The sequence below is a fragment of the Endomicrobium proavitum genome (assembly GCF_001027545.1).
Lineage (GTDB): Bacteria > Elusimicrobiota > Endomicrobiia > Endomicrobiales > Endomicrobiaceae > Endomicrobium > Endomicrobium proavitum.
Genome location: NZ_CP009498.1, coordinates 1,229,543 through 1,250,418 on the forward strand (window position 1 = coordinate 1,229,543; position 20,876 = coordinate 1,250,418).

17 protein-coding genes are annotated in these 20,876 nt (G+C 40.0%); 2 read left to right on the top strand and 15 right to left on the bottom strand.

The genetic code is table 11. From position 1 onward, the window contains the following. Positions 1-155: 155 nt before the first annotated feature. The 4 genes from Epro_RS05300 to Epro_RS05315 all read right to left on the bottom strand — a co-directional run bounded on the left by Epro_RS05300 (position 156) and on the right by Epro_RS05315 (position 5,139). Positions 156-791, bottom strand: a complete 636-nt coding sequence (locus tag Epro_RS05300; RefSeq protein ID WP_052570954.1) for a cytidylate kinase-like family protein — start codon at positions 789-791, stop codon at positions 156-158. Next, positions 788-2,146 carry an MATE family efflux transporter gene (locus Epro_RS05305; RefSeq protein ID WP_052570955.1) on the bottom strand — a complete coding sequence of 453 codons (1,359 nt, stop codon included), beginning with the start codon at positions 2,144-2,146 and terminating at the stop codon, positions 788-790. Before Epro_RS05305 ends, Epro_RS05300 begins: the two co-directional genes overlap by 4 nt. A gap of 192 nt (positions 2,147-2,338) precedes the next feature. Beyond that, on the bottom strand, positions 2,339-3,628 hold the full coding sequence (locus tag Epro_RS05310) for an O-acetylhomoserine aminocarboxypropyltransferase/cysteine synthase family protein (RefSeq protein ID WP_052570956.1): 1,290 nt from the start codon (positions 3,626-3,628) through the stop codon (positions 2,339-2,341). A 548-nt stretch (positions 3,629-4,176) separates the two neighbouring features. Beyond that, a complete protein-coding gene (locus Epro_RS05315; protein ID WP_052570957.1) occupies positions 4,177-5,139 on the bottom strand; it encodes an L-lactate dehydrogenase in 963 nt (320 codons plus the stop codon). A gap of 140 nt (positions 5,140-5,279) precedes the next feature. Here Epro_RS05315 and Epro_RS05320 point away from each other — a divergent pair, with 140 nt between their 5' ends. Further along, on the top strand, positions 5,280-6,446 hold the full coding sequence (locus tag Epro_RS05320; protein WP_052570958.1) for an AIR synthase-related protein: 1,167 nt from the start codon (positions 5,280-5,282) through the stop codon (positions 6,444-6,446). A 191-nt stretch (positions 6,447-6,637) separates the two neighbouring features. Continuing rightward, entirely contained in the window at positions 6,638-7,714 is a 1,077-nt protein-coding gene (locus tag Epro_RS05325) for an NAD(P)H-dependent amine dehydrogenase family protein (RefSeq protein ID WP_052570959.1), read from the top strand. A 241-nt stretch (positions 7,715-7,955) separates the two neighbouring features. On the opposite strand, the gene Epro_RS05330 is transcribed toward Epro_RS05325, so the two are convergent. The 11 genes from Epro_RS05330 to Epro_RS05380 form a co-directional block, all read right to left on the bottom strand. Next, positions 7,956-11,690 carry an autotransporter outer membrane beta-barrel domain-containing protein gene (locus Epro_RS05330; RefSeq protein WP_052570960.1) on the bottom strand — a complete coding sequence of 1,245 codons (3,735 nt, stop codon included), beginning with the start codon at positions 11,688-11,690 and terminating at the stop codon, positions 7,956-7,958. A 558-nt stretch (positions 11,691-12,248) separates the two neighbouring features. Then, entirely contained in the window at positions 12,249-12,914 is a 666-nt protein-coding gene (phoU, locus tag Epro_RS05335; RefSeq protein ID WP_052570961.1) for a phosphate signaling complex protein PhoU, read from the bottom strand. A 23-nt stretch (positions 12,915-12,937) separates the two neighbouring features. Next, a complete protein-coding gene (gene pstB, locus Epro_RS05340; RefSeq protein WP_082121508.1) occupies positions 12,938-13,702 on the bottom strand; it encodes a phosphate ABC transporter ATP-binding protein PstB in 765 nt (254 codons plus the stop codon). Continuing rightward, positions 13,692-14,543: a phosphate ABC transporter permease PstA gene (gene pstA / locus Epro_RS05345; protein ID WP_052570963.1), complete on the bottom strand. Its 852-nt coding sequence runs from the start codon at positions 14,541-14,543 to the stop codon at positions 13,692-13,694. Before pstA ends, pstB begins: the two co-directional genes overlap by 11 nt. Continuing rightward, positions 14,540-15,424 carry a phosphate ABC transporter permease subunit PstC gene (gene pstC / locus Epro_RS05350; protein WP_052570964.1) on the bottom strand — a complete coding sequence of 295 codons (885 nt, stop codon included), beginning with the start codon at positions 15,422-15,424 and terminating at the stop codon, positions 14,540-14,542. Before pstC ends, pstA begins: the two co-directional genes overlap by 4 nt. Positions 15,425-15,723: 299 nt before the next feature. After that, the gene (locus Epro_RS05355; RefSeq protein WP_052570965.1) at positions 15,724-16,542 is read right to left on the bottom strand and encodes a phosphate ABC transporter substrate-binding protein; all 819 of its coding nucleotides are present in this window, start codon (positions 16,540-16,542) and stop codon (positions 15,724-15,726) included. 30 nt (positions 16,543-16,572) lie between these two features. Then, positions 16,573-17,850 (bottom strand): putative porin, encoded by a 1,278-nt coding sequence (locus tag Epro_RS05360; RefSeq protein ID WP_052570966.1) that lies wholly within the window; start codon positions 17,848-17,850, stop codon positions 16,573-16,575. An 87-nt stretch (positions 17,851-17,937) separates the two neighbouring features. Continuing rightward, positions 17,938-19,665: an ATP-binding protein gene (locus Epro_RS05365; protein WP_052570967.1), complete on the bottom strand. Its 1,728-nt coding sequence runs from the start codon at positions 19,663-19,665 to the stop codon at positions 17,938-17,940. Continuing rightward, the gene (locus Epro_RS05370; RefSeq protein WP_052570968.1) at positions 19,655-20,335 is read right to left on the bottom strand and encodes a response regulator transcription factor; all 681 of its coding nucleotides are present in this window, start codon (positions 20,333-20,335) and stop codon (positions 19,655-19,657) included. Before Epro_RS05370 ends, Epro_RS05365 begins: the two co-directional genes overlap by 11 nt. Further along, entirely contained in the window at positions 20,310-20,528 is a 219-nt protein-coding gene (locus Epro_RS05375) for a hypothetical protein (RefSeq protein WP_052570969.1), read from the bottom strand. Before Epro_RS05375 ends, Epro_RS05370 begins: the two co-directional genes overlap by 26 nt. After that, entirely contained in the window at positions 20,528-20,863 is a 336-nt protein-coding gene (locus Epro_RS05380) for a hypothetical protein (RefSeq protein WP_052570970.1), read from the bottom strand. The genes Epro_RS05375 and Epro_RS05380 overlap by 1 nt, the downstream gene beginning before the upstream one ends. Positions 20,864-20,876: the final 13 nt, after the last annotated feature.

Below are 20,876 nucleotides of genomic sequence, written 5' to 3' on the forward strand. Positions count from 1 at the left end.
GGACTTTGTCCGTCACCCCTTTTACAAAAGGGGAATTAACGACACAGAAAGCGGAGGGTGAGTAAAGACTCAAAAAGACGTTGCTTGCCCTCTTGCCCTCCTACCTTCTTATCATCTGCAGTTTATTACTTGCCGTTACTTATCTTCCTACCATCCTAACTTCTTACCCCTCTGCCGTTACCTATTACTTGCTGTATAAATTTTTTTATAAGCTCCGCGGTTTTGCTTATTCCCAAGACGGACGAGTTAACGCATAAATCGTAATAAGCGGCGTTGCCTCTTTCCATGTTTGTGTAATACTCATAATATTTATTTCTTTGCTTATCAATTTTTTCAATTTCTTTTAACGCTTTATCTTCGCCAACGCCAAGCTGCGCGGAGATATTTTTTACCCTGTCTTTTACGTTGGCGCTTATGAAAATACTTATTTTGTTCGGGCAGTCTCTTAAAACATAATCGGCGCAGCGGCCTACAAAAACTGCGGAATCTTTTCTTGCCAAAGCGCGTATAATATCGCTTTGAATTTTAAATATTGAATCTTTTATGCTTGGGCTGTAATCCGCCCCAAGACCGTTAGCCAAAAAATCCGAAATTCCTCCAAGAAACCACAGCGACGTTTTCTCGTCGGATTTTTCTATAAAATCCTGCATAAGCCCGCTTTTTTTGGCGGCAATTTCTATTAAAGCTTTATCGTAAAAAGCTATTCCAAAATCTTCGCTTAACTTTTTTCCTATAACAAGTCCCCCGCTTCCGTATTGTCTTGCTATGGTAATAACAAATTTTTTGCTCACGAAGAAACCTCCAAAGTTTTAAATTTCTTCAATTGCGCAATAAGCATCCACGCGCAAAACGAGAAAGATAAAATATCCGCTATCGGCATGCTAAGCCAAACGCCCGTAATATCTAAATATTTCGGCAAAATTAAAATAAGCGGAATTAAAAAAATCACCTGCCTTGTAATTGACAAAAAAATGCTTATATAAGCTTTGCCTACACTTTGAAAAAATGCCGACGTAACTATTTGCACCGCGGCAAAAGAGTAAAACATAAACACTAAACGAAGACCGGGAACGGTCATATCAACAAGTTCTTTTTGCGTTGAAAATATAGATGCCACCGCGTGCGGAAAAAGTTCCACCAAAGCAAAACCAAACGTCATAACTATAACGCCCGCGGCAATAGATTTTTTCAAAGCTTCTTTTACTCTGCCGTAAAGAGCGGCGCCGTAATTGTAGCCTACTATCGGCTGCATTCCCTGATTTATTCCGAAAACCACCATTACAAAAAGAAACGCCACGCGGTTTACAATGCCGTAAGCGCCTACCGCCAAATCTCCGCCGTAATGAACAAACTGTCTGTTTAAAAGTATAACCACCGCGCAAGACGCCGCATTTAAAAGAAAAGGAGCAAGCCCTATGGAAATTATACCCTTGGTAATTTGTCCTTTTAATTTATAAATTCCGCTTTTAAAATGCAAAAAGTTGCTTTTGTTTGAAAAGAAATAAATTTCCCAAAGTAAAACCAAAAACTGCGATATTATTGTGGCAAACGCGCTGCCTTTTATTCCCCAGCCTAAAACAAAAATAAACAGCGGATTTAAAATAAGATTAATAACCACCGTAGCAATAGTGGCATACATGGATTTTCGCGGGTGCCCCGACGAGCGTATTAAAGCGTTAAGACCCATGTACATGTGTATAATAACGTTGCCCGCAACTATTATAAACATAAAATCTTTTGCGTAAGGCAAAATTACGTCGCTTGCTCCGAAAAATTTAAGTATGGGAGTAAGCCAAATAAGCACGGGTATAGTAAGCCCTATGCCCATTATAAGATTTAAAGTTATAACGTTGCCGAGAATATAGTTTGCGCTGTCGTAATCTTTTTGACCAAGCCTTATGGACAAAAGCGCGGAGGAACCCACGCCCACAAGCGCGCCAAACGCCGCGCCTAAATTCATTATCGGAAATGTTATCGCAAGCCCCGCCAGCGCCAAATGCCCTACGCCGTGCCCTATGAAAATGCTGTCTGTAATATTGTAAATAGACATTGCAACCATGCCTATTATGGCAGGAATTGCGTATTGGGCAAGAAGCTTTCCCACGCTTGTAGTGCCAAGAGCAAGAGGAGCAGATCCAATCTTCATTTATTTTTTACCGCCTGAAAAAATATTACAACGACTATGCAACAGCGAATTTGTCATTTTTAGAACAACATCTTATAATTAAGCACAAGATGGCAACCTTGCCGTCCGCCTGAAAATACCTGACAGCGGGACTTATTAAAAAGCTCCCGCTGTCAAATTTAATATCTATTATATTGTATCAAAAAATATTGCTTATTTTTGCGAGTTTTGCAAAGCCTGGTCAATATCCGCAATAATATCGTCAACGTTTTCTATACCGACGGACAATCTTATGTAGTCCGGCGTTACGCCCGTTGCAAGCAACTCTTTTTCCTCAAGCTGCGAGTGAGTTGTTGTCGCAGGGTGAATTACCAGCGTTTTTGCGTCGCCGACGTTTGCCAAATGTATGGCAAGCTGCGAAGCTTCTATAAATTTCTTGCCGGCTTCTTTGCCGCCTTTTATGCCGAAGCCTACTATAAAGCCGCCTCTGCCGTTAAGATATTTTTTTGTTTTTGCGTATTCGGGGTTGTTTGGAAGTCCGGGATAATTTACCCAGGAAACAAGCGGATGTTTTTCCAAAAATTGCGCAACTTTCAAAGCGTTTTCTACATGTCTTTCCGCTCTCACATGGAGAGATTCCAACCCTTGCAAAATAATGAAAGCGTTGAAAGGCGAAAGCGTAGGGCCTGTATCTCTTAAAAGCCCCGCTCTTGCTTTAAGAATGAAAGCCAAGTTTCCGAAAGCTTCGGTAAATTTTAATCCGTGATAGGCGTTGTCGGGCTCTGAAAGGGTCGGAAATTTTCCGGTTGTCCAATCAAATTTTCCGCCGTCAACAATTAATCCGCCAAGCGTTGTTCCGTGTCCGCCGAGAAGTTTTGTTGCGGAATATACAACAATGTCCGCGCCGAATTTCAAAGGCTGGAAAAGATACGGCGAAACGGTGTTATCTATTACCAAAGGTATTCCCGCTTCGTGCGCAATTTTTGCCAAAGCTTCAACGTCGGCTATGTCAAGTTTCGGGTTTCCTATGCTTTCTGCGTAAAGAGCTTTCGTTTTAGAATTAATCGCTTTTTTAATTGCGCTTAAATCTTCGGAAGGAACAAAATTTACTTTTATATTGTACTTTTTAAACGTGTTGGCAAAAAGCGAATAAGTTCCGCCGTAGAGGTTGTCTGCGGAAACTATTTCGTCGCCGGCATTTGTAATTGTAAGAAGCGCGTTTGCTATTGCCGCCGACCCGCTTGAGAAAGCCAAAGCCGCCGCGCCGCCGTCAACCAACGCTATTCTTTTTTCAAGAACGTCGTTTGTAGGGTTTGTAAGTCTTGAATAAATGTTGCCGAACTCTTTTAAGCCGAAAAGTTTTGCCGCGTGGTCTGCGCTGTTAAACTTAAACGACGTTGTTTGATAAATAGGAACCGCCACCGAACCGGTTGTTGGATCCGGCTCTTGTCCGCCGTGAACTAAAAGACTCTCTGTTTTAAGTTTGCTATCAATTTTAGACATTTTATTTCTCCTATTGGGGGACTTCGTCCCGTTTTTTATTTTTTGTTTTTGTTGTTGCAGTTAATTCTCAATTTTAAATTGTCAATTGCCGCCACATTCGCATTCGCTGAAAAATAAAACAAGCGTTATTTATCATAAAAATACCCGTCCTTACTTTGTTTGAATTTATTTAGTTGTTGTGCTGCAAGATTAATTTTTAGAAAAAGAAAAATGTAATTAGTTTTGAGAAACAATTACATTCGCGAAGAGAAAATAGACATGCACATGCATCCGTAAGACGCATGTTCGTAAACTTTGTTGAAGTTGGCAGTTGTAAGTATGTGTTTCATTAGAGCGAAATATTAGCACATACTAAAAATTTTGTCAATACTTGTTTTCCGAATATGCAAATAAACAGAGTTTGTGTTTTTTTGACGCGCAATATTTAATAAAGCACAAAACAGACGCTCGGAAACAAAATCTATAAGGGCAAAATAATTTTTATAAAAACAAAAAACCGGCGGGAATTGGTTCCCGCCGGCTTTTGTTTTTTGCCGTAAAATTAAGAGTTAAAACCCCGATGCTTTAATTACTTTTTTTACCTGTTCTGCGGAGTTTATAAAAGAGTCAAGCTCCACCATGTCAAAATCTACCTGCAGCGTCTGCCTTATTCCGCCTTTATTAACTACCGCCGGCACGCTTAAATATATTCCGCTTACGCCGTGATAATTATCCAGCAGCGAAGAAACCGGAAGAACCGAGTTTTCATCTTTCAAAATAGCTTTTGAAATTTTTGTAAGCGCAAGACCTATGCCGTAAGAAGTTTCGCCCTTTTTTGCGATAATTTCATAAGCCGAGTCGCGCACGTCTTCAAATATTTCGTTAAGTTTTGCGTCTTCCTGTTTTGCGCAATTTTCTTTATTGCAAACTTTGCAATAATCTTTAAACAAAACGCCGCCGATCATGGCTTTGCTCCACATAGGAAATTCCGTGTCGCCGTGTTCGCCGAAAATGGAAGCGTGAATGCTTCTTGAGTCCACATTGCAATGCTTGCCTATTAAAAATCTGAAACGCGCCGAATCTAAAACGGTGCCCGAACCGATAACTTCATTAGCGGGTTTTCCGGAAATTTTATAAGTTATGTAAGACAAAATATCCACGGGGTTAGACGCAACAAGAATTATGGCTTTGGGCGAATATTTAACAACCTGCGGAACTACCGATTTTAAAATTTCCGCGTTGCCTTTAATTAAATCTATGCGCGTTTCGCCGGGCTTTTGTCCGCGACCGGCGGTGATAACAACCAAATCCGAATTTGCAGTGTCGGGATAATCTCCCGCGTAAATATTTATCGGCGACACAAACGGCGCGCCGTGCGATAAATCCATAGCTTCGCCTTCGGCTTTTTGACGGTTATAGTCCACCAACACAAGCTCTCTTGCCGCGCCTTTTATTATCATGGAATACGCGTAACGCATACCCACATTGCCGCAGCCTATAATTGAAACTTTCGGCGATAATTTATCTGCCATAAACTCCTCCGTTACTAAATAAATTTTTACCATTATACCAAATTAGCGTTACTCTTTCACAGGCAATGCGCGCGCCCTTTTAAAACGCGGCAAAAAAAGTTAAAATATAAAAAAACAAATAACCGCAAGGAGCTTTCTCAATGCCAGCCGAAGCTTATTTATCAAGAGGCGTATCGCCAACTAAAGACGATGTGCACGAGGCCATTAAAAAGCAGGATAAAGGTTTGTTTCCCGGAGCTTTTTGCAAAGTTATAGAAGATATCGCCGGCGATAAAAATTGGTGCTCGGTTATACATGCCGACGGCGCGGGCACAAAATCTATAATTGCTTATTTGTATTATAAAGAAACCGGCGACGCGTCCGTTTTTAAAGGCATTGCGCAAGACTCGCTTGTTATGAATATTGACGATATGGCTTGCGTGGGCATTGTTGATAATATTATTCTTTCAAACACCATCGGCAGAAACGCGCACAGAATTGACAAACAAATTTTAAAAGAAATAATTGAAGGTTACGGCAGCGTAATTGACGATTTAAAAAAATACGAAATAAATATTGCCGCCGCCGGCGGCGAAACTGCCGACATAGGCGATTTGGTTTCTACGGTTGTAGTAGATTCAACCGCCGTGGCAAGAATTGAAAGAAATAAAATTATTGACTGCGACAACATTGAAGCGGGCAACGTAATTATAGGGCTTGCTTCTTTTGGGCAGGCTGTTTACGAAACAAGTTTTAATTCCGGAATTGCTTCAAACGGAATTACGGCGGCAAGGCACAGTTTGTTATCTTCCCATTACAGAAAATACAGCGAAGCGTATTCTCCTACGATAAAAGAAAATCTTGTTTACGGCGGAAAATATAAGCTTACCGACAAACTTCCAAACTCAAACCAAACGGTTGGGCAAGCGCTGCTTTCCCCCACGCGCACGTATCTTCCGGTTATAAAAAATTTGTTGGAAACCAAAGACAACGGCATTTGCGCTTTAATTCACTGCACGGGCGGCGCAATAAGCAAAAGTAAAAATTTCGGCAAGAGCATAACGTATATTAAAGACAACCTTTTTGAACCGCCCGCAATTTTTGCCGCCATACAAGAGTGCGGAAATATTCCGCGCAAAGAGATGTTTCAAATTTTTAACATGGGTCAAAGACTTGAAATTTACTGCAAACCTGAAAAAGCGGACGCGATAATAAACGCAATTAAAAAATTTAATATTGACGCAAAAATTATAGGCAGAACGGAAAAAAGCCCCGACGGAAAAAATAAGGTTATCGTGAAGTTTAAAGGCGAAGAATTTATTTACTAACGGCAATGGAAAAGTGAAAAGTGAAAAGTGGAAAGTGAGAAGTGGAATTAATATGTCGGCTTCGCCGACCTGACATGTAGTTACTTCCCCTTTTGCAAAAGGGGTGTCAGGCGTAGCCTGACGGGGTATTTGGCTTAAAGTTGTCATTTCGGACTTGTTTTAGAGTCTGTCGTAAAAAGGGGAGGCGGCAAATGGATAGAAAAATAAAAGTTGCTCAATATGGTTGCGGGAAGATGTCTGTTTACTCCATGAGATATGTTTATGAAAAAGGCGGCGAGATAGTTTCTGCATTTGATATAAACTCTGAAGTTATCGGCAAAGATATCGGCGATATTATCGGCGGCGGCAAAAAAGGCGTTATTGTTCAAAACGTTAAAGACGCGCAAGCGGTTTTTAAAAAAGATAAACCGGACGTTTGCATAATTACAACTATGAGCCTTTTGCAAGACGTAAAAGACGCGTTTTTAGTTTGCGCAAAAACCGGCGTTAACGCTATTTCAACCTGCGAAGAAGCTTTCTATCCGCAAAATTCCAATCCTGTTTTAACAAAAGAAATTGACGAGCTTGCAAAGAAAAACAACTGCACAATTTGCGGCTCCGGATACCAGGACGTTTTTTGGGGAAATTTAATAACGGTTCTTTCGGGCGCAACGCAAAGCATAAAAAAAATCAAAGGCAAATCCAGCTATAACGTGGAAGATTACGGCATAGCGCTTGCAAAAGCTCACGGTGCGGGTTTGGATTTAGCGACATTTGACAAAGAAATTGCGTCCGCCGATAAAGTATCCGACGAAGAAAGAAAAAAAGTTATAGATTCCGGAAAATATCTGCCCTCTTACATGTGGAATGTTAACGGCTGGCTTTGCGATAAGTTAGGTCTTACAATTACAAGACAAACTCAAAAAACCGTTGCGCAAACTTACGCGAAAGATTTAAAAAGTTCAACGCTTAAAATGACGGTGCCCGCAGGGCACGCAACGGGAATGTCGGCTGTTGTTACAACCGAAACCAAAGAAGGAATAATTATAGAAGCGGAATGCATAGGTAAAGTTTACGCGCCCGAAGAATTTGATCAAAACGATTGGAAAATTTTAGGCGAACCCAACACCGAAGTGGTTATCAACAGACCCGCAACCGTAGAACTTACATGCGCCACGGTAGTAGCGAGAATTCCGGACGTAATAAATGCGCCCGCAGGATATATTTCAACAGACAAAATGCCTACACCTATATATAGAACAAAAGCGTTAAATGAATACGTTAAATAGAGGGTAAGAAGTTTGGAAGGTAGGAAGATAAGAAACGGCAGATTCCGGATTTAATTCGGGATCTGCCGTTTTATCTTTGTCGTTATTTGCTAATTTGCAATTGCCGTTTCGTCTTTGTTGTTATTTTCACTTTTCACTTTACCGTTAAATAATGAACACGTATAATATTTAGCAAACATGGATCCCGGATTAAGACATTCCGGGATGACACTTCGTGTCACTTTTCACTTTGCCGTTTTTGTTATTCTACAAATATTTCTACTCTTCTGTTGTTGGCTCTTCCGGCGGCTGTTTCGTTTGTGTCCACTGACATTCTGTGTCCAAATCCTATTATTCTCACTTTGCTTTCTTCTATTCCTTCTTTTACAAACTCTTCTCTCACGCTCTTTGCTCTTTTCTCAGACAACTCTTGATTTATTTCCGCTTTTCCGCTTGCGTCTGTGTGCCCTTCTATTGTTACCGACGTGTACTCATACTTCTTTATTTCTTGCGCCATCTCTTTTATATCTTCCTTCGCTTTCGGCGTTAACTCTGATTTACCTACTCCAAAACTTGCCGCCTTAATACTAAACGCTTTTATTGACGCTTTCCTTCTTGCTTTGGCTTCTTCTATATCTTTATCTTCTTTTTCTACCGCTGCCGTTGCCGTTGATTCAACAACCGCCGGCTTTGCTTTTGTTTCTACTACTGCTGCTTCCTTTCCCTTTTCCCCTATTCCTATTCTTACTCCTACGTTTGCTCCTATTGCGCTAAACTTTTCCCCGCTCTCTATATTTCCTTGTCCGTATATGTATATATTTTCGCTCACCTTTACATCTATTCCCAACGCTCCTTCAAATCCGCCTCCGCTTATGTTGCTTTCATACCCTACCCCGCTATAACTCATTTTCCCTTTCCCTGCCAGCTCATGGTTATACCCTATTTCTATATACGGCTCATACTTCACTTCCCCGTTTTTCATTACTGCGTAACCTATCAATATATTCGCTTTTCCTTTCACATAATTCGCTTTTCCATACTCCAAACTCCCTACGCCGTTGGTTACCGTTGTTTTATCGTCGCCTGCCATTAGATACTGCACTTCTAACTTCGGTTCTATTCTTATATATTTATTCTCGTCTTCCTCTACCTTGAACGTTTTTCCCGCTTCTATTCCCGTTGCCCATATGTCCCTTTCAGGTTTATACTCCAACTTATCGCCTATTGAACTGTAATTTGCCATATCAAAACTTGTTATGAAATATCTGCTTGCCAAATCTACAAACCAGCCGCTTTCTTCTATCCAGCTTCCATACAATCCTACGCTTACTCCCCTTCCGTTTCCGTTGCTGTTTTCTACACCTAACTTTGTTTTGGCTTCCAATGCTCCCGTATATCCAAACATTCCTCCAACATATATTTTATTCTTTTCCTCTCTATTTACCAAAACGTCAAAACCCGCTTCTATTCCCATTAAACTTAAATTTGTGTCCACCATATCTTTTACTTTCTCGTTTACTCCATATACCCTGCTCCACACGCCCGCTATTCCAACGCCAAAACCTCTTAAGTCACCTAAGCGTTTTTCTAAACTGTTCATTCCCGCTCGCGCCAACAGCACGTTCAATATTGGCATGTTTGCCATTGTTTTATATACGTCCGTCAGCACCGGGTTTCCTCCGGCTCCGCTTACTGCTGTTCTTAGATAATAATCCCTTGGGTCTGCCGACGCGCTCCAATCGCTAAACGTTGCGTCGTCGCCTTTATACATTCTTATTTCATATGCTCCGTTATCTATTTTTCCGCCTTCTAAACTAAAATTTCCGTTTATTACTGCGTTCTCCCCGAATTCTACCGCTTTCATTCCGTCCCCTGCTGTCAGCGCTCCCATTGTTCCCACTTGTTTGCCGGCTATTTCTATATTCCCTTCATATTTATCTATTATTCTTATTTTATCAGACTCGTCGTCTATTTGTCCGTTTATTTTTACATTCATATATATCTTTTGATTGCCGCTTGCGCTTGCGTCTAACTCGTTTATTGTCAACTGCCTGCCTACGCTATTGCTTCCTGCGCTGTGCAAACTTATGCTTCCTTCTTTAAATTCTAAATTGCTTAAATACGGGTTACTATAATCTAGATATACTACCCCGCTTCCCTCTTTTGTTACTTTTATATTCATGCTGCTTGTTGTCGTATTAAACCCTATTCCGCTTTTAAAATATATATCTTTTGCTCCCCCTAAATTCAACACGCCCCAATCAGCTATGTATATGTCGTTGGGGCTTCCGTTCATTTTATTATTGTCAAACGCTATGTCCCCGTTGTTTGCTATTATGCTTACGCTTGCGCTGCTTGACACGTATATTGCTCCTCCGTAACTTCCCGCTTCGTTTCCTATAAAATTCCCTGACCCTTCTAATGTTATGCTGCTTCCTGCTTGCGCAAATACTCCCCCTCCGGCTCCCGCTATTGCTTTGTTGTTTATAAAATTTATGACGCTGCCGGCTATTTCTACTACCTTATTGCTCCATATTGCTCCGCCGTTGCCGGTATTTGAGGTGTTGTTTGTAAAACTTATACTGGAAGCGTTTACTAAAAATTTACTGTTTGCCCCTTGGGTGTTTACCGCTCCGCCGTTTGCTCCTGCTTGGTTGTCAATAAAACTTATTTCTGCGTTGGTAAAATCTATAAAGCCTGTGCTATTTAACATTGCACCGCCCATAGACAAAAGCGTTTTGTTGTTTTCAAATTTTATAGTTCCGCTAAATGTCGCCGTTGACGTATTATACAATGCGCCGCCATAACTGCTTGTGGAATAGTTATTTATAAATTGCGTATTTTTTATGTCTAAAAACGATCCGTATAAATTCACAATTGCTCCGCCGGAAAGTCCTGAATAGTTGCCTTCAAAAATATAATTTTCAATAAAAACCATTCCGTAAGTTGTGCTTTGCCAACCCGCTGTAGTATTGCGTTGATAAGTATTGTATATAACTCCGGCGGAACCGTTGAAAGCGTAATTATTTATGAAACTTCCGCCTTTTAAGGTTACCTTGCCGCCACTATTATGAATTACCCCTGAATTTACCAAAGCATTATTACCGTCAAATAAAGCCCCTTCATCAACAACTAAATTTCCATTAACTAAATACGCTACTGCGCCGTTTGCGGAGGCAGCATTTCCACCCGTTGCAAAAGCTTTGTTATTTTCAAAAATTGCGCCCTTGCCAATACTTATTAATGACAACGCGTCCGGTACAGACCCGCTACCAGTATTAGCAGAACCTATTCTCATCACACCGCCTTGCACAGCAAGGTTTGAAGTAAATCTGGCATCATTGCCTATAAAAATATATGCCCCGCTACTGGCTATAGAGCTTGGACTTCCCCCATTTACACTCGCTGAAAAAGCGCCGCCAATAAAACCGGAATTATACTCAAAAGTAGCATTATTGCCTATTACAATCTCGCTTTTAGAATTAACAGACGTAAAAGCGCCAACACCGGTAGCAGAAGTATTAGAACTAAAAAGAACTCTCTCGCCAACAGTTAACACAGCGCCGCTATAATGCCTAATAAAACCATCAACAGAGCTTCCATGATTATCTATAAAAGAAACATCATCGCCAATGCTATCATAATCATACTGTCCGGTTTGACCGCTAATAATGGTTCCGTTGGGTATGGTTTGGGCATTGGTTTTTGGCGCTGCCAAAAACAAGGAAAAAGTAGCAAGGAGTAAGGAGAAAGTAACGGCTTTCTTATTTCCGCTATGCTTCAACGCGGCAAGCTTCCCCGCAATGACGGCAAACAATAACAGCATATCCTGAAGGGCAATTGCCCTCAGGATGACAGAGCTTTTTGATGATAGACTTTTTTTGTCATTCCGATGAAAATCGGAATCCATTTTTTTATTTAACATGGATACCGTGTCAAGCACGGTATGACAGACGCATACAAAAAATGCAATAACAGCGCTCAAAAGTTTTTTCATTTTTTTCCTCTTTCAAATTGTATTTTTATTTCTTGTTTTATAAATGAAAAAGCCGGATACATTAAAAATGCAATCAGCTTTTTAGTGTTGTATAAGAAGAGATTATAGCAGTATTTAAGGGAGTACTGTTGTGTTGTGTTGTGTTGTGTTGTGTTGTGTTGTGTAAATTTTTGATGTCATTTTATTAACTCTCTATTAAGAACACTATTATACAATATTGTATAAAAATTACAACAAGGAGGGTAGGAAGATAGGTTAATAAGAAACGTCTTTTTAGCTTTTATTTATATTCTTACCATATATTTTTTAATAATTATATTTGGTGAACTACATACCCCTCACCTTGCCCAAGTAGTCGCAGTTTTGTAATGCAACTGGCTACTTCCGGGGCGCTCACATCTCGCGCCCGTTGCAGACTCGTGCTCCTTATTCGTCGCACTGCAACCCCGCAAGGGGCGAGGGAAAAAAGACAGTTCATAATATTTTGTTCCTTACTCCTTACTCCTTGCTCCTTACTCCTTGCCCCTTCTTACTTATTTACCTTTTACCTATTACTTATTATTTGTTATTTGCTTCCCGCCTTTTATGTCTGTATATCTTTCCGGATTCCATATAAATTACGTCTTCGCATATGTTTGTTGCAAGGTCGGCAATGCGTTCCAAATTATTTACGGCGTTTAAAATTTCAAAGATACACTGCAAAACCCACTCTTGCGACGTTATGTGTTTTTCCAAATCTTTTTTTATTTCTTTTTTATAGTTGTCAACTTTATTGTCCATGGACAAAACAAGCTTTGCAATATTTGTATCGTGATTTACTAAAGCCAAGGAAGCTTCCGTAAGCATGAAAATAACAAGCTCTTTCATTTTAGGCAAATCCACAAACTCTTTTATCTGCGGGTAAGAGTTTAAAATAAGCCCGCTTTGCGCGATATTTACGCAATGATCTCCGATTCTCTCCAAATTTGAACTCATTTTTATTATAGCTATTATAACGCGTAAGTTTTTTGCCATAGGCTGAAACTTTGCTATGGCGTTAATGCACTCGCTGTCTAAATTCAAATCCGTTTCGTCGGAAATTTTTTCTTCAACGTCAATAACTTTTTTTAATAAAGCGTTATTTCTGTCAACCAGCCCGGTTGAAGCGTCGGCAAGCATTTTTTGCGTGTGATTACTGTAGTGCACAATGTTTTTTTTAAGTTCCAAAATAGCTTCGTTTATCATAGTTTTCCCTTTTTACCCGTTTATCAGCCGAAACGTCCGCTTAAATATGCTTCGGTTCTTTCATTTTGCGGAACGGTAAAAACACGGTCGGTAAGCCCGAACTCTATCAAATTTCCCAAATACATAAATGCCGTGTAATCTGAAATTCTTGACGCCTGCTGCATATTGTGCGTAACAATAATTATAGTGTAGTTTTTCTTAAGTTCTAAAATAAGCTCTTCTATTTTTGACGTTGAAATAGGGTCAAGGCTTGCGCAGGGTTCGTCAAATAAAATAACTTCCGTTTCAACCGCCAAAGCTCTGGCTATGCACAAACGCTGCTGCTGCCCGCCGGAAAGCGCAAGAGCGCTGTCGTTAAGTCTGTGTTTAACGTCTTCCCAAAGAGCCGCTTTTTTTAAAGATTCTTCCACTCTGAAACGAATGAAATCTTTATTTTTGTTGCCGTTAATTTCAAGCCCGTAAGCTATATTTTGAAAAATTGTTTTTGGAAAAGGATTTGGTTTTTGAAAAACCATGCCTACTTTGCACCTTAACTTAACCACGTCCACCGAAGGCAATAAAATATTTTCATCTCCCAAAAGAATTGTTCCTTCGGCTTTTGTATTAGGCACCAAATCGCACATTCTGTTAAAAATTCTTATAAGCGTAGATTTTCCACACCCCGACGGGCCTATAAGCGCGGTAACTTTTTTCTCCGCTATATCTATATTAATATCTTTAAGCGCGTGGGTTTTGCCGTAATAAAAATTCAAATCGTTTACTTTTATTTTCCGGTTTTCAATGGTCATAAGAACTCCTATACTTATTTCTGATTATAATCGCAAGAGACGACAGCAATATAACAATTACCACAAGAAGAAGCGCGCACCCGTAAGCTATAGCCGTTTGCTTTTCAGGGTTAACTCCTTCCGTCATCAACGCGTATATATGATACGGCAGCGCCATCACTTCAGACATTATGCCGTCGGGATATCCTCTTTTAAAAAAAGTTGCGGCCGTAAAAAGAATAGGGGCTGTTTCGCCGGCAGCCCTGCCTATGGCAAGAATTACTCCCGTAAGAATTCCGGGAAGCGCCGCGGGCAGCACAACTTTTCTTATTGTTTGCCACTGCGTTGCGCCCACAGCCAAAGACGCTTCTCTAAACGACGAAGGAACCGCCGTAAGCGCTTCCTGCGACGCGGAGATAATTCCGGGTAACACTAAAATTCCTAAAGTTAAACTGCCCGATAAAATTGAAATGCCGAAACCGAAAAATTTTACAAATACGGCAAGTCCGAAAAGTCCGAAAATTACCGACGGAACGCCGGCAAGATTGTTTATGCCCATTCTTATAATGTTGACAATAAAACCTTTGGGGCTGTATTCGTTAAGATATACGGCGCAGGCAACGCCTAAAGGCAAAGCAAATAAAATTGCTCCGAAAACAAGATAAAAAGTGCCCGCTATCGCCGGAGCTACTCCGCCGCCGGTCATGGCGTTGCGCGGGATATCGGTAATAAAACTCCAGCTTAATACGCCGTATCCGTTTCTGAAAATAAAATAAATTACGCTAAAAAGAAATAAAACGGTTATAAGCGTGCAAAGCGTTATAATAAAAAATGCAAAGTTTTGGGTAAGTTTATTTTTCATCTGCCGTGTCCAAGTTTAAGTCTGTATTTTTTGCTGATTTTCTCGGCTATATAATTTAATATAAGCGTTATAAAAAATAATATAAGTCCTATTTCAAACAGCGCGCTAAAATGCAAACTGCCGTATGCAGCTTCGCCCATTTCGGCGGCTATTGTTGAAGTCATCGGGCGCGCCGGAGAAAACAGCGACGTAGGAATAGCCGTAGCGCCGCCGGCAATCATTAAAACTATCATGGTTTCGCCCATAATTCTGCTTATTGCCAAAATAACGGACGTGCTTATGCCGCTTGCCGCCGCGGGAACAATTACTTTAATAAGCGTTTGCCATCTGTTGCCGCCTAAAGCGTAAGAGGCTTCTCTAAAACTTTTGGGCACAAAACTCAACGCGTCTTCGGCAATGCTTGTTATTACCGGTATTGTCATAACGCCTAAAATTATTGCAGCGGTTAAAACGCACAAACCGCTTGGCAGGCGCAACGCGCTGCGCATAAACGGCGCCAAAACCGCCAAACCGAAAAAACCGAAAACTATTGACGGAATGCCCGACAAAATTTCAATTACCGGTTTTAGTATTTTACGTTGCTTGCTGCCGGCAAGCTCGTATAAATACAGCGCGGTTCCAAGACCGAGCGGAACACATATCAAGCCGGCAACAAGACTGACAAAAACAGAACTTATAATAAGAGACAATATTCCGTATTCCGCCGGATCGTAATAAGGCGCCCAATCGCTGCTAAACAAAAAAGTCAGCTGGTTAATATCCGTAAGAGATAGGCAGCTGCCCTTAAAAAGACTGACGACTATCGCCAACAAAAACAGCAGCGACGAAAACCCTATAACGCAAAATATTGCTTTAATAAATTTTTCTTTAAAACTGTTCATTATCTCTCTTTTACTCTGGTTTACTTTACGACTTACGCTTCTTTTGCAGCGTATTTGCCGATGCAAAAAGTTCAGAATACTTTATTTTAATTACGATTTACTAATGACAAATTATGAATCAACATGCAACAACAAATACCCCGTCAGGCTTCGCCTGCCTCCCCTTTTGCAAAAGGGGAATTAACGACTCGTGCTCCTTACTCCTTTCTACTTTCTACTTTATAACAACTTGCTCCTTACTCCTTCCTACTTTCTACTTTAACAACTTGCCGTTTCTTATCCTCCTACCATCTTCTTCTCTACTTTAACGGAACAAAGCCAAGTTCTGCCGCCGCTTTTTGTCCGTCTTTGCTTACCACGAAATCTATATACTGTTTTACCGCGCCTTTCGCAGGGCCGTTTGTGTACATAAACAAAGGTCTTGAATAAGCGTACGTATTGTTTAAAACAGTTTCTACCGAAGGAACTACTCCGGCAACTGAAACGGTTTTTACTTTATCGCCGAGATATCCCAAGCCTACATAACCTATTGCGCCTTCTGTTGTAGCTATTATATTTGCAACGCCCTGATTTGAAGCCTGCATAAGAGCGTCTTTGCTTACTTTTGCGTTGCCCAGCGCAAGTTCGTTAAACGCTTCAAACGTTCCGCTGGCGCTGTCGCGCGATACTACTACTATTTTTACGTCCGCGCCGCCGAGCTCTTTCCAATTTTTTATTTTGCCGGTAAAGATATCTTTTACCTGCTGCTTGCTTAAAGCTTTTACCGAATTTTTGTTGTTTACTATTAAAGCTATTGCGTCCATGGCAACTACGTAAGCTTTAGGACGAATATTTTTTTGCGCGCCTTTAACAATTTCGCTTTCTTTTATTGAACGCGAAGCGTTAGCCGCATTGCAGCGTCCGGAAAGAAGAGAGTTAATGCCTACTCCCGATCCGCCGCCTCGGACGCTTATATCTATGGACGGATTGTTATCCATAAAAAGTTCTGCAGTTTTCTGCGCTAACGGAAGAACCGTGGTTGAACCTTCAAGAATAACCGAATCTTTTGCAAAAACGCTTGCCGCGCACGCTGCGCTTAATACTAACGATAAAAACAATTTTGAAATTTTATGTTTCATTTTATATCTCCTTTTAATTTGCCGACACATTTAGAATTTGTAATTCAATTCCGCCTGCGCAAGGCTTTGCTCTCTGTTTGCTCCGGTAATTCTGCGGTAGTTAAAATAATTTATTCCAAGCGACGTATTTTTTGTTAAACCGAAAGCGAAACTTGCTTCATAACCTTTTACGTCGGGCTGTCCTTCGTAAACGTCCGTGTTGCCAAGACCGAAAGGAATTGCGGTAGCTTTAATAAATCTGCTTGCTACGGAAAGCGTCCAATCGCCGAAATTTGCAACTTTATCGTCCCCTAAACCAAAGCCGTATAATCCGGCTTCGTTGGCGCCTTTATACACGCTGTCGTTTAAGTTTTTGGAATATTCGCAAAATAAAGAAAAACCGTATTTGCCTACAACTTCTTTAACTTTTATTTCTATAGAAGGGTTAAGCAATTGGAAGTTTGTTTCGTTCGTATAAGTTGTAGAGCTTCCCAAATACTTTCCGGTTTCATTTGAAATGTTTGCAAACGCAGTTGCGGCGTTATTGCTTGGATAACCTATTCTGCCTCTTGTATTAAACTGCTGGTAACCTACGGCCGCTTTTACGCTTACGTTTCCGTTTTTATAAGTTACGCCGGGCTGCGCAATATAAACGTCCGGCATATCTGCGCCGAATCTTACGTCTCCGTTAAGAGTAAGCCATGCTATATTTCCGAAATAACCGAAACCTGAACCTATGTTGCCTTCGGTATTAAACGACGCCCCGTCCGGATTTACGTCGCTTTTCCAGATAAGCTGTCTCAAGTTCCATGTTACCAAACCGGATTTAATTTTACCGACGTTTATTTGTCCGACTCCGTCTATGTTATATGACAAATAAGCGTGGTCAACAAAAATAGGGGCTTTGTTAAAAGCTCTAACGGTAAAGTTTGCGGACGTAGGGTTTAAATCTTCCCCGTTAGCCGTGCTTCCCGTAGCAAGACCGAACGCGGCTTTCATGTTTTCTATAACTCTTGTTTCAACTGCGAAACGCAATCTTATTCTTTCTCTGTTTCTTGTGCCCGTTGCAGTCCAGTCCATTTGATGTCTAAGTCTTACGTCGCCGCTAAATTTCAGATTTTGCACCCATTGAGGAACTCCCGCCTGACTGCCTGCCGCGGTTAAACTTTTTACGTCTTCGTTTGTTTCAGTTATAATCTGCCGACCTTCTCCCGCCGAGATAATGCCTTTTTCTACAAGCTTGTTTACAAGCCCGTCAATTTCAGACGCGTTAACAGCTTGGGTAAACGCTATAACGCACGCCGCCGCAAGTAAAAACACTTTCTTCATTTTTTCCTCCCTTTGTTTTAACTTCGCCAAAAGTATAGAAAAAATGAATTAGGATAAATTGAGATAATTGTTTGTTTTTTGTGAGATTTATTTTGAGGGAAGTTGAGGGATTTGAATTGTAAAAACTGTTCCTTCGTTTAAACTGCTTTCTACTTTTACGACGCCGCCGTGGAGATCTACTATATGTTTTACTATGGAAAGCCCAAGCCCCGTGCCGCCCGTTTTGCGCGAACGTGATTTATCTATTACGTAGAAACGTTCAAAAATTTTATCCAAATGTTCTTTTGCCATTCCTATGCCGGTATCTTTTATTTTAAAAACGGCTATGTTATTTTCAAGCGACGCCCAAACGCTTACGCTTCCTTTCTCGGTATATCTTAACGCATTGTCTATAACGTTAGACAAAACCTGACTAAGTCTGAATTTATCGGCCGTTAAAGTTACATTCTGCGCGCATTCAAAAGAAAGTTTTATATTTTTAGCCGCGGCTTTCTCCTGAAATAAAACCTGCATTTGGGCAAACAAATCTTTTAACCGGAATTTTTCAAGAGTTAGCGCGCGTTTATTTTCCGTTGCGGATAAAGTCATAAGGTCGTTTACTATGTCGGAAAGACGCTGCGTGTTTTTGCTTATTACGGCAAGATGCCGTTTTAACGTTTCAATATTATTTTCTTCTTCGGAAAGTTCAAGATACAATTTAATGGACGCAAGCGGAGTTTTAAGTTCGTGGGAAACGTTGCCTACCAAATCTTTTTTAAAACTTTCTATGTTTTTCATATCCGTAATATCGTGAAAAACTATTACAAAACCGCTTTCGCTTTTTATGCGGGCTATTGTGCAAGAGTAATATTTATTTTTGCGGTCAAACAAAAACGTTGACGGGCGCTCATAATTTTTTATATGACTGTCAAAAATTTTTCCGTCAAAAAGCTGCCAATAGTAAACGTCTTTAAAAGCGGCTTGCCAAAACTGCTCCAAAAAAGACTTATTTGCAAGAATTATTTTTCCGGCGCCGTCTATAACCATAATGGCGTCGGACACGGAACTTATTATTTTATCCAGCTCGTCTCTTGCGTTATCGGTTTGTTTGAAAGTTTCATACATCTGCTCGGACATAATATTAAAAGTGTTTGAAAGCTCTTCAAGCTCGTCTCCGGATTTAATGTCGGAACGTATATTAAAATTTCCTTTTGATAGCTCTTCAAACGCATTTTTAAGCTTCATGGTGTTTTTACCTACCGTTCTTGAAAGAAAAAACGACACAATAAGCGAAAACGCAATTATTATAACAAGCATTAAATAGTTTCTGGAAATAAATTCATATGAAAAAACGGAAATATTTTTCAGCGGCATGCTCATTCTTAAAACGGCTACTTCGTTATTTTTATTGTAAAGCGGCATAGCCACATATAACAAATCTTCATTTAAAGTAACGCTTCTTCTTACGGAAACGGAATCTTTGCCGTTAAAAGCCGAGGACACTTCCTCTCTGTTTAAATGGTTTTCCATATCTTTCGGGTTTTTTAAAGAGTCGGCTATAACGTTGCCGGAAGCGTTTATTACGGTTATGCGGATGCTTGTCCCTTTGACGTTTCTCTTTACATAATCGTCAATTTCTTTGTATTTGCCGCCGTTAAAAAGTTCGGCAATATCGGAAGATATTATTTTGCCGTCGGTTGTAAGCATATTTGTAAAAATACGCATATTGTTTGCTTTTACATTGTAATTAGCGGCAACAACAAATAATACTCCTATAAAAAGAGCTTTTAATAAATATGAAAAAAATAATTTTTTGGACAGGCTGTTAATCTTCAAATTTATATCCTACGCCTCTGGCGTTTTTAATTTTGTCGCCGTATTTGCCTATTTTTTCTCTGAGATTTTTTATATGAAAATCTACTGTTCTGTCTGTAACAAGTTTATTGTCTCCCCAAAGATGGTCTAAAATTTCATCTCTGGAAAAAACTTTATTTTTATTGTTAAGCAGCAGCTCAAGTATTTTAAATTCTGCGAAAGTAAGCTCCGTTTTTTTATTGTCAACAAAAACTTCAAGACCTTCTTTGTTAATCTTTATGCCTTTTACGACTGTTTTATCATTTTTCTGATCAACATTTCCAATACGCCTGAAAATGCCTTTAATTCTTGAAGACAATTCTTTAAGAGAAAACGGTTTTGTAATGTAATCGTCCGCGCCCAGCTCAAGGCCTACGACTTTATCAACTTCGTCGGATTTTGCGCTTAAAAACATTATTGGCGTATATTCAAAGCGCGCATTTTTGCGCAGTTCTTTATATATATCAAGTCCGTTTACGCCGGGTATCATAATATCAAGTATAAAAAGATCAGGCGTATTTTTTTTGAGAAAATCCGGCAGCTTTGAAAAAGACGTAAACCCTTTAAAATTATATCCTTCTTTTATAAGAGTTATGGACAACGCTTTTAATATATCTTCTTCATCGTCAACGGCAACTATCAGTTTTGGCATATGCGCCCCCTTTGCTTAAACTTTCATCCACGCTTTCTTCGTAGCTTGTTGATAATTCTATTCCGTGGCCGCCGGAAACTATTTCATAAAAAGCTGTAAACATTGACGGAAAGTAAGAAGAATAGCCAAGCATTGCTTGCGCTTGGCTATTCAATATTATTATTGATAGTATAATGGTGATGGATTTTCTCATTATTTAAAGCTGCCTATAAACACATATATACTTTCTTTTTCTAATTCTTTTCTTGTTTTATTCTTATAATCCACACTATCTTTTAAAAGACCTGCTCCAAAAGTGCCATCATATCGTTTTTTACCTAATATCGTATTGTGCACTAAATCAAACCCGACATGTCTTGAAATAAACAAGAATAAATTGCCTCTATGATTGTCAAATTTTTGTTTTTTAAATGATCTGAAAATTAATTCTTTTGGAGAAATCTCATAGATAACTTCTCCTTTCATAACATTATCACCATCTGGACCTGTAAAATCCCAAGGTTCATCAACCGAAATAGTAAACTTCATTTTTCAACCTCCA